Origin of the sequence: Nesterenkonia sp. F, assembly GCF_000220985.1 — a bacterium.
GTDB lineage: Bacteria > Actinomycetota > Actinomycetes > Actinomycetales > Micrococcaceae > Nesterenkonia.
Genome location: NZ_AFRW01000050.1, coordinates 22,751 through 32,971, shown reverse-complemented (window position 1 = coordinate 32,971; position 10,221 = coordinate 22,751). Strand labels below are relative to the sequence as shown.

General features: G+C 72.6%; 9 protein-coding genes. 3 read left to right on the top strand and 6 right to left on the bottom strand.

The window, feature by feature from the left end; translation table 11 throughout:
• From GU5_RS17530 to argS, 6 genes are all read right to left on the bottom strand, one after another.
• Window positions 1-512, bottom strand: a 512-nt coding sequence (locus tag GU5_RS17530; RefSeq protein WP_010524345.1) for a Rho termination factor N-terminal domain-containing protein, incomplete at its 3' end; no start/stop codon positions are given.
• A gap of 393 nt (window positions 513-905) precedes the next feature.
• Window positions 906-1,973 (bottom strand): homoserine kinase, encoded by a 1,068-nt coding sequence (gene thrB, locus GU5_RS13955; RefSeq protein ID WP_010524344.1) that lies wholly within the window; start codon window positions 1,971-1,973, stop codon window positions 906-908.
• Window positions 1,974-1,984: 11 nt separating this feature from the next.
• Entirely contained in the window at window positions 1,985-3,094 is a 1,110-nt protein-coding gene (gene thrC / locus GU5_RS0104270; RefSeq protein WP_010524343.1) for a threonine synthase, read from the bottom strand.
• 99 nt (window positions 3,095-3,193) lie between these two features.
• Window positions 3,194-4,528: a homoserine dehydrogenase gene (locus GU5_RS0104265; protein WP_033227847.1), complete on the bottom strand. Its 1,335-nt coding sequence runs from the start codon at window positions 4,526-4,528 to the stop codon at window positions 3,194-3,196.
• Between the two features lie 95 nt (window positions 4,529-4,623).
• Window positions 4,624-6,126, bottom strand: a complete 1,503-nt coding sequence (locus tag GU5_RS0104260) for a diaminopimelate decarboxylase (RefSeq protein WP_010524341.1) — start codon at window positions 6,124-6,126, stop codon at window positions 4,624-4,626.
• The gene (gene argS / locus GU5_RS0104255; protein ID WP_010524340.1) at window positions 6,126-7,781 is read right to left on the bottom strand and encodes an arginine--tRNA ligase; all 1,656 of its coding nucleotides are present in this window, start codon (window positions 7,779-7,781) and stop codon (window positions 6,126-6,128) included. Before argS ends, GU5_RS0104260 begins: the two co-directional genes overlap by 1 nt.
• A 174-nt stretch (window positions 7,782-7,955) precedes the next feature.
• Here argS and GU5_RS0104250 point away from each other — a divergent pair, with 174 nt between their 5' ends.
• The 3 genes from GU5_RS0104250 to GU5_RS0104240 all read left to right on the top strand — a co-directional run bounded on the left by GU5_RS0104250 (window position 7,956) and on the right by GU5_RS0104240 (window position 10,151).
• Window positions 7,956-8,600: an NAD(P)-dependent oxidoreductase gene (locus GU5_RS0104250; protein WP_010524339.1), complete on the top strand. Its 645-nt coding sequence runs from the start codon at window positions 7,956-7,958 to the stop codon at window positions 8,598-8,600.
• Between the two features lie 160 nt (window positions 8,601-8,760).
• A complete protein-coding gene (locus GU5_RS0104245; protein ID WP_010524338.1) occupies window positions 8,761-9,120 on the top strand; it encodes a helix-turn-helix transcriptional regulator in 360 nt (119 codons plus the stop codon).
• 62 nt (window positions 9,121-9,182) lie between these two features.
• Window positions 9,183-10,151: an SRPBCC family protein gene (locus tag GU5_RS0104240; protein WP_010524337.1), complete on the top strand. Its 969-nt coding sequence runs from the start codon at window positions 9,183-9,185 to the stop codon at window positions 10,149-10,151.
• The last annotated feature ends 70 nt before the right edge of the window (window positions 10,152-10,221 follow it).

Below are 10,221 nucleotides of genomic sequence, written 5' to 3'. Positions count from 1 at the left end.
TTCTGGCCCTTCTGCTGCTGGCCCTTGGCCTCACGGCCGCCGCGGGAACCCTGCTGGCCGCCCCCGCCGCCGTCCTGCTGGCCGCCCTGATCCGCGGGCTGCTCCTGGCCGCCCTGGTCCTGGTTCTTGTCCTGGCCTCGGCCCTTGCCGCCGCGACGGGACTTCTGCCGGTCGGAGCCCTCGGAGTTCTGGCCGTCCTGGGGCGCGTCGCCCGAGGTGTCGGCCTGCTTCTGGGCCTCCTGCTTCTGGGCCTGCTGTTTCTCGGCCTCCTTGGCCTTCTCCTGGCGCTCGGCGACGGCGCCGCCGCGCTGGTGCGAGGAGATGGCGTCGACCAGCTGCTGCTTGCGCATCCGCGAGCCGCCGGTGATGCCGAGCTGCGAGGCCAGAGCCTGCAGCTGGGCCATCTTCAGCCCGGCCAGGCCCGCGTTCTTCGCATCGGCGGAATTCTCGGCGCCCGCGGCGGGCGCTCCGGTGCCCTGAGCCTCGGTGGTCTCAGCGGTGGTGTCTGTCACGAAGGATTCCTTCCCCCTCGTCGGGCAGGGTGATCGCGGTGCCTCCGCTCATCGCACGCGGCGCGACGTCGACTCCCTGCAGCGTGTCTTCAACGGCTCGTCAGATGGCCGTCGGCTTATCAGTGATTCCAGCGCTCCGATGGTCTTCGCACGTCGATCGGGTCGGGCACGTCTCGCCGGTGCACAGGGCACGTCCTGTGAGGGGCACGCCGGACGCAGAGAGGCAGGTCCTACCGATGAGGCAGGGCGTGCGACGCCGCTGTGCGGCAGAGGGTGCGCGACTCGCGCGGGAACATCGGTGATCGTTCGCACGGCGTCGTACTGTGCCGTGTGGATGCCGCCGGGACCGGGGCGCCGCACCCGCGAGGGGCGACGATTCCGGACTCGGCGTGATCATCGCCGGTGTGCCTCCACTGTAGCACCCACGTCACTGATCGGCGGGATCAGCGAGCGCCACGTGTCGGGGCCGGCCTCGTGCCGTCGGCCTTCCTCGACGCCGGCCGCGGCAGGGTCGACGACGTCGACCGCCTCACCGATGCGGCGACGGGCGGCCTCGGCGGCCTCGTCACCGTCGGCGAGGATCAGCACCGACGGCCCCGCCCCGGAGATCACCGCGGCGTGGCCCGCCTCGCGGAGCCGGTCCACCAGATCCATCGAGGCCGGGAAGGCGCCGCGCCGCTGCTGCTGGTGCAGTCGATCCTCGGTCGCCGGGAGCAGCAGCTCCGGCTCGGCGGTCAACGCATGGACCAGCAGCGCCGAGCGGGCCGAGTTGTCGGCGGCCTCGGCATGCGGGATCTGCTCGGGCAGCACCCCGCGCGCGGCGGTCGTGGACTGTTCCGCCGTCGGCACGGCGAGCACGGTGCGCAGCCGCGGATGCGGCCTCAGGCGCGCCGTGCGGAAAGTCTCCCCCTCGCGCCAGGAGACGGCCAGCCCGCCGCGCAGCGCCGGAGCGTAGTTGTCGGGATGCCCTTCGATGCGCGCGCCGATCTGCAGCTGCTCGTCCGCGTCCAGGCCGTCGGGCAGCAGCTGGTCGGCGACGACCACCGCCGAGGCGATCGCCGCGGCCGAGGAGCCCAGCCCCCGGCTGTGCGGGATCCGGTTCCTGGCCCGCACCGTCAGGTCCGGCAGTCGCCGGCCGCGGGCGACGAGGATGCGTTCGATCAGCGAGACCACCAGATGCGAGGCGTCGGCGGGCAGCGCCCCGGCGCCCTCGCCGTCGACGTCGACGCGGACTGCGGCGGCGGCCTCTGCGGCGCGGGGTGCGGCCTCGACGTCGATCTCGTCGTGCAGCCCAAGCGCCAGCCCCATGCAGTCATAGCCGGGCCCCAGATTCGCCGAGGTCGCCGGCACGCGCAGTCGGACGGAGCGCGGGGCGTCCAGCGTCTCGACCAGGTCGGGCGCGGAGTCGACGACGGAGACCGGCTCGGGCGAGGAGGCGGCGCGGCTGGATGCGGTGCTCACCGGCGTCCCCGTCACAGCCCCAGGTGCCGGGCGATGGTCTCGACGTCCTGCGGCAGCTCGGTGGGCTCGGCCCCCGCCTCCGCGGCGTTCTTCACCGCCCAGTCCGGATCCTTCAGACCGTGCCCGGTCACCGTGATGACCACCGTGCTGCCGGCCGGGATCTCCCCGGCGGCGTGCTTCTTCAGCAGACCGGCCACGCCGGCGGCCGAGGCGGGCTCGACGAAGACGCTCTCCCGCGCTGAGAGCCAGCGGTGGGCGGCCAGGATCTCCTCGTCGGTCACGGCCTCGATGAGCCCGCCGGAGTCGTCGCGGGCGGCTTCGGCCTGCTCCCAGGAGGCTGGGTTGCCGATGCGGATCGCCGTGGCGACGGTGTCCGGCTCGTCGATCGGGTGGCCGGCCACGATAGGCGCCGAGCCGGCCGCCTGGAACCCCCACAGGATCGGGGTCCGGCCGGCCGGCGGGGCCAGGGGCTCGACATCGTCGCCGGCGCCCTCGGGACGCCAGGGTCGGGCGTACTCCTGGTAGCCGCGCCAGCAGGCGGTGATGTTGCCGGCGTTGCCGACCGGCAGCAGATGATAGTCCGGCGCGTCGCCGAGGGCGTCGACGACTTCGAAGGCCCCGGTCTTCTGCCCCTCGATGCGGGAGGGGTTGACCGAGTTGACCAGGAAGACCGGGTAGGCCTCGGCGAGCTTGCGGGCGACGTCGAGGCAGCCGTCGAAGTTGCCGTCGACCTGGATGATCTCCGCGCCGTGGGCGATGGCCTGGCTGAGCTTGCCCATCGCGATGTTGCCGCGGGGCACCAGCACGGCGCAGGTCAGACCGGCGCGGGCGGCGTAGGCCGCCGCCGAGGCCGAGGTGTTGCCCGTCGAGGCGCAGACCACCGCGCGTGCGCCGTCGGCCACTGCGGCAGTCATCGCCATCGTCATCCCTCGGTCCTTGAAGGACCCGGTGGGATTCATCCCCTCGACCTTGAGCCGGACGTCGCCGTCGATCAGCTCGGACAGCGCCGGGGCGGGCACCAGCGGGGTGCCGCCCTCCCCCAGCGTGATGATCCGGTCGTCGGGACCGACGGGCAGTCGGTCGGCGTATTCGCGGATCACTCCGCGCCACTGGTGCGCCACGGCTGGTGCTCTCCTCCGGTCGGGGGCGGTCGGGGTCTGTCCGATGCGAGTCGGGCCGGTCAGCGCCGGTCGGGGGCGGTCGGGGCCGGACCCGCGGGCTCAGGACTGCTGGTCGATCTCCACGCGCAGCACCGAGCTGACCGCGCGGACGACTTCCTTCTGCTTCAGCGTCTCCACCGTGTCGGCCAGCGACTGCTCGCGGGCCTGATGGGTGACGATCTGCACGATCGCTCCGCTGTCCTGCTCGGTGTCCACCTCGCCGTCGGCGGAGACGCTGCCGGGCTGACGCATCGCCTCGATGGAGACGTGATGGTCGGCGAAGACGCGGGCGATCTCGGCGATCACGCCTTCGCGGTCGGCGACCTCCAGGTCGACGTAGTAGCGCGTGGTCGCCTTGGTGATCGGCAGGGCGGTCATCGTGGTGTCGGTGGCCGACAGTTCGGCCGGAGCGCCGGTGGTGCGCACGCTGCGCGCCGCCGAGACCAGGTCGCCCAGCACCGCCGAGGACGTCGGCAGTCCGCCGGCGCCCTGCCCGTAGAACATCAGCTCGCCCGCGTTCTCGGCGACGACGAAGACCGCGTTGAACGCGCCGCGGACACTGGCCAGCGGGTGGGTGCGCGGCAGCAGGGTCGGGTGCACGCGCAGCACCGCTCCCTCGCCGTCGAAACGCTCGGCGATGGCCAGCAGCTTGATCACGTATCCCGACGCCGCCGCGGCCTCGATGTCTGAGGAGGTCACCTGGGTGATGCCCTCGCAGTGCACGTCGTCGATGGTGAACGGCGCGTGGAAGCCCAGCGTGCCCAGGATGGCGGCCTTCGCCGCGGCGTCGTGGCCCTCGACGTCGGCGGTCGGATCAGCCTCGGCGTAGCCCAGCCGCTGGGCCTCGTTCAGCGCGTCGTCGAAGGCCGCACCGGTGGTGTCCATCTGGTCGAGGATGTAGTTGGTCGTGCCGTTGACGATGCCCATCACCTTGGTGATGCGGTCGCCGGAGAGCGATTCCTGGATCGGCCGCAGGATCGGGATCGCCCCGCCGACGGCGGCCTCGTAGTGCAGCGGCACGTCGGCCTCGGCGGCGATCGCGGCCAGCTCGGCGCCGCGGGTGGCCAGCAGCGCCTTGTTGCCGGTGACCACGCCGGCGCCGCGGCGCAGCGCGCGCTCGATCAGCGAACCGGCAGGCTCCAGCCCGCCGAGCAGCTCGACGACGACGTCGACCTGGTCGACCAGCGCCTCAGCATCGGTGGTCAGCAGCTCGCCGGGGATGCGCCAGTCGCGCGGGGCCTCGACGTCGCGGACGGCGACGCCGGCCAACCTCACCGGAGCGCCGACGCGCGAGCTGATCAGCTCACGCTCCTCCACCAGGGTCCGCGCCACCTGGGAGCCGACGGAGCCCGCCCCCAGCAGGCCGATCGTGAGCGGGGCAGCTGTGCTGGCCATGGTCACCTCAATCTTCGGTGCGTCGGACCGCATCGACGGTGCGGCCCGAGGACGGTCAGGTCAGAGTCGGACGCTGGTTCGGATCCGACGACGGATCACGACGAGTACCCGGTGTCCCGGCCGAGCATCTGCTCCTCCGTCTCGCGGCGGATCAGCACCTGCGAACGGCCGTCGGCGACGGAGACCACGGCGGGGCGGGTCAACAGGTTGTAGTTGCTCGACAGCGAGTGGCAGTAGGCACCGGTGGCCGGCACGGCGAGCAGGTCGTCCCGCGCCGTCGTCGTCGGCAAGTATACGTCGCGCACGACGATGTCACCGGATTCACAGTGTTTGCCCACTATGCGAGACAGCGCATGCTCGCCGACGACCTTCCGGCCGGCGAGCATCGCCGAGTAGTCGGCGTCGTAGAGCACGCCGCGGGCGTTGTCGCTCATCCCGCCGTCGACGGCGACGTAGCGGCGCACCGCCGTCGAGTCGTCGTCGAGGTCGACCTGGACGTCCTTCTGCACTCCGACCCGATAGAGGGTCACTCCCGCGGGGCCGACGATGGAGCGGCCGGGCTCGATCGAGATCCGCGGGACCGACAGCTCATGCTCCGCGCAGGCCGAGACCACGGTGGCCGCCAGCGCCTCGGCGATCTGGGCGGGGTGGCGCGGGGCGTCGGCCTCGGTGTAGGCGATGCCGTGGCCGCCGCCGAGGTCGAGCTCGGCCAGCTCGACGCCGTGGGCCGCGCGCACCGCGCCCAGCAGGCCGATCAGCCGGGTGGCGGCGAGCTCGAAGCCCTCCGGCTCGAAGATCTGCGAGCCGATGTGGCAGTGCAGCCCGCGCAGCTCGACATGCTCGCAGGCCAGCGCCCGCTCCACGGCAGCCCAGGCCGGCGAGCCGCGATGCGCGGCGACGCCGTCGGAGGCGCCGTCGGGGGAGCCGCCCTCCTCCGGCGCGCCGGCCGGCGGGGTCAGCGAGAGCCCGAACTTCTGGTCCTCATGGGCGGTGGCGATGTACTCGTGCGTCGAGGCGTGCACGCCCGGTGTCAGCCGGAGCATCACCGGCGCGGCCGTGGACTCGGCGGCGGCGAGCTGCTCGATGCGCTCGAGCTCCTCCAGCGAGTCGGCGATGATCCGGCCGACCCCGACGCGCAGCGCCCGGAGGATCTCGGCGTCGGACTTGTTGTTGCCGTGCAGGCCGATGCGCGCCGGATCGACCCCGGCGGCCAGCGCGACGGCGAGCTCGCCGCCGGAGGCGGTGTCCACGCAGAGCCCCTCCTCGGCGGCCCAGCGCGCGGCGTGGGTGCTCAGGAAGGCCTTGCCGGCGTAGAAGACGTCGACCTCGGCGTGCGGGGCGAAGGCCGCGGCGAAGGACTCGCGGTACTGGCGGGCACGGCGTCGGAAGTCGGCCTCGCTGAGGACGTACAGCGGGGTGCCGTGCTCGGCGGCCAGCGTCTCGACGTCGACGCCGCCGATGGTCAGCCGGCCGGCGTCGTCGCGGTGCGCATCGGCGGGAAGCAGGGCCTCCTCGAGTCCGGCGCTGTCGGTGATCGGGCTCAGCCATCCGGGCGCCAGCGGGTGCGGCGCGGTCTGCTCGCTGGAGTGCTCGCTCATCACATCTTCTCCGGGGCCGAGACGCCGAGCAGGTGCAGGCCGTTGCGCAGCACCTGAGCCGTGGCGTCGTTGAGCCACAGCCGCGTGCGGTTCAGGTCGGTCACCGGCTCGGCGACGCCGTCGTGACCGACACTGGGAGCCATCCGGCAGGCGGCGTACCAGCCGTGGTAGGCCGCGGCCAGCGACTCCAGGTGGCGGGCCACCCGGTGGGGCTCGCGGAGCTCGGCGGCCGAGGCGACGATCGAGGGGAAGCGACCCAGCTGGGAGAGCAGCTCCTCCTCGGTCTGGTGGGTCAGCAGCGCGGCGTCGAAGCCGGAGCGGTCCACTCCGGCCGCGGCGGCGTTGGCCGCGGCGTTGCAGGCGCGCGCATGGGCGTACTGGACGTAGAAGACCGGGTTGTCGTTGGTCTTCGAGCGCAGCAGGTCCGGGTCGACGTCGATCGGAGAATCGGCCGGGTAGCGCGCCAGGGTGTAGCGCAGCGCGTCGGCGCCGAGCCACTCGATGAGATCGTCGAGCTCGATGATGTTGCCGGCGCGCTTGGAGAGCTTCGCGCCCTTGATGCTCATCAGCTGACCGATGAGCACCTCGATGTTGTGCTCGGGGTCGTCGCCGGCGCAGGCGGCGATGGCCTTCAGCCGGGCGACGTAGCCGTGGTGGTCGGCGCCCAGCAGGTAGATCTTCTCGTCGAAGCCGCGCTCCCGCTTGGACAGGTAGTAGGCGGCGTCGGCGGCGAAGTAGGTGGCGTCGCCGTCGGCCTTGAACAGCACGCGGTCCTTGTCGTCGCCGAAGTCGGTGGTGCGCAGCCACACCGCGCCGTCGCGGTCCTCGATGTGACCCTGGGCGCGCAGCGTCTCCACCGCCGCGGCGACCTTCCCCTCGCTGTGCAGGGTCTGCTCGGAGAAGAAGACGTCGAAGTGGACGCCGAAGCGCCGCAGAGTCTCCTTGATCCGGCCCAGCTGCGCCTCGTAGGCCAGCTCGCGGATGATCGGACGAGCCTGCTCACGGTCCATCTCCACCACGTCGGGACGAGCGGCGGCGACCTCCTCGGCGAGCTCGACGACGTACTCGCCGGGGTAGCCGCCCTCCGGGACGTCCTCGCGGTGCATCCGCGAGATCACCGAGTCGGCGAAGACGCTCATCTGATTGCCGGCGTCGTTGATGTAGTACTCGGTGGTCAGCTCGGCCCCGGCAGCACGCAGCAGCCGCGCGACGGCGTCGCCGAGAGCCGCCCAGCGGGTGTGGCCGATGTGCAGCGGACCGGTCGGGTTGGCCGAGACGTACTCCAGGTTCACCGTGCGGCCGGTCAGGGCCGCGGACTGCCCGAAGGACTCTCCCGCCTCGACGATGGTGCGGGCCAGCTCACCGGCGGTCGCGGCGTCGAGGGTGATGTTGACGAAGCCGGGGCCGGCGACGTCGACGGCGGCGATGCCGTCGCGCTCGCGCAGCCGGACGGCGAGGATCTCGGCGAGGTCGCGCGGGGGCATGCCGGCCGGCTTCGCCAGCTGCAGCGCGACGGTGGTCGCCCAGTCGCCGTGCTCGCGGCTCTTGGGTCGCTCGACCACGACGGTCTCGGGGATCTCGACGGACAGCTCGCCGGCCTCGACGGCCTCGGCGAGCACTGCGGTCACTGCGGCGGAGAGTTCTTCAGGGGTCACCCGCACAGTGTAATCAGTCGGCGGCGGGCTCCGCGCCCGGCGGCGCGACGTCCCGCCGCCCGCCGCAGGACGAGGCGACGGCGCACGGGAAGCAACCGGTCGTCGTCGGCGTTGCCGTCGACGGACGGCGCCGCCCCGGCGCCGCGGACCCCCACCTCAGGAGGATCACGCATCATGGCACGCATCACCGTCCTGGGCGGCACCGGATACGCCGGCGGCCGCATCGCCCGCGAGGCCGTCTCCCGCGGCCACCAGGTGACCACCGTCTCGCGCGGGACGCCGAGCGAGCCGATCGAGGGCGCCGCCGACCGCACCGGCGACGTGACCGACGAGACCCTGCTGGCCGAGCTGCTCGACGACGCCGACGTCGTGGTCAATGCGCTCGCCGCCCGGGGCTCCATGGTGGGCCGCGTCGTCGAGGTCTCCCGCACGCTGGTGCGTCTGGCGGCCGAGAAGGGCGTGCGTCTCGGCGTCGTCGGCGGCGCCGGCGTGCTGAAGGTGTCCGAGGACGGCCCACGACTGATCGACACCGACGGCTTCCCGGAGCAGGCCAGGCCCGAGGCGTCCGAGATGATCGAAGTCCTGGGTCTCCTCGAAGACTCCGACGAGGCGCTGGACTGGTTCTACGTCTCCCCGGCCGCCGGCTTCGGCGACTTCAACCCCGGCGAGCGCACCGGCAGCTATCGGATCGGCGGCGAGGTGCTGCTCACCGACGAGGAAGGCGGCTCCGACATCTCCGGCGACGACTACGCGCTGGCCTTCGTCGACGAGATCGAGACGCCGCGGCACCGCCGGGCGCGCTTCGGCGTGGCGAACTGACGACGACGCCGCTCCGCGGGCACGCCGCACGGCCGGGGCTCGCCGTCGACCTCCTCGGTCGCGGACGAGCCCGGGCCGTGGTGCATCTCCTGCCGACCCTCGTCGTCGACCGGCTCCCCGACTGTTGACGTGACCTCCGCCACGCTCTACATTCAACCACATGGTTTCTCTTTGTCCGGAGGCCGGGCCCGCGCTCGACGACGCCGAGACCGACCGGCTCTTCCACGCCCTCGCCGACGCCACGCGGCGCGACATCGTCCGGCGCACGCTCGTCGCCGAGCAGTCGATCTCGCGACTGGCCGACACCTACGCGATGTCCTTCGCCGCCGTCGGCAAGCATGTCGGCGTCCTGACCGCGGCCGGGCTGGTGAGCAAACACGCCAGCGGTCGTGAGCGCCTCGTCCGCGCCGAGCCGGCGCGGATCCGCCAGATCCGGCGCCTGCTGGACCGCTTCGCGGAGATCGAGGCCGGTCGCGTCGCCCGGCTGGACGCGATGCTGGCGGAGGACGAGCGGGGCTGAGGGACCCGGAGCGACCGCCCGGGGAACGCCCGGGCGCTGATCACCACAGGAGAGGTCGCATCATGCCCATCACCGCAGTCGAGAAGAACACCGACGAGCTGACCCTGACGATCACCGCGGATTTCGCCGTCAGCCGCCGACGCCTCTGGGACGCCTACAGCGACCCGCGGCAGATCGAGCGGTTCTGGGGCCCGCCGGAGTATCCGGCCACCTTCCATCGCCACGACATGGCGTCCGGCGGCCTCACCCTCTATTCGATGACCGGCCCGGAGGGCGACACCCACTACGGCTTCTGGGAGTACGTCTCCGTGGAGGAGCCGGCGTCCTTCGACGTGGTCGACGGCTTCTGCGACGCCGACGGCGAGCGCAGCGCCGACCTGCCGACGATGCGCATGATCTACCGCTTCGAGGAGACGGCCGAGGGGTCGCGCCTGGTCGCGCGGACCTTCTTCAACTCGGCCGAGGAGCTGGAGCAGCTGCTGGAGATGGGCATGGAGGAGGGCACGCGGGCCGCCATGGGGCAGATCGACGCCGTCGTCGCCGACACGGAGCGCTTCGCCGCCGAGCGCGGCACCACGGTCCAGCCGCTCACCGAGACCACGGTGCGCCTGGCGCGGATCGTGGCCGGCACGCCCGAGCAGGTCTGGCGCGCCCACCATGACCCCGACCAGCTCCGGCGCTGGATGCTGGGCCCCGACGGGTGGTCGCTGACGCGCTGCGAACTGCCCGAGGAGCTCGGCTCGTACCATTACGAGTGGACCTCCGACGCCGACGAGCGCTTCGGCTTCACCGGAGAGATCACCGAGGCGCGTCCGCCGGTGCGTGAGGTGACCACCGAGCGGCTGGCCGGCACGGACGGGCCGACGACGACGAACGTGCTCACGCTGACTCCGCTCGACGGCACCACGCTGGTCACGCTGCACATCACCTATCCCGACGTCGAGGCCCGTGACCAGGTGCTGGAGACCGGCATGGCCGACGGCCTGGAGGACAGCTACGCACGCCTGGAGCGGGAGGTCCTGGCCGGCTGAGCCGATCGGGGTCCGGCCGCCGCACCGGGCGGGAGGCGACGACCGCACCGTCGTCACCTCCCGCCCGGTC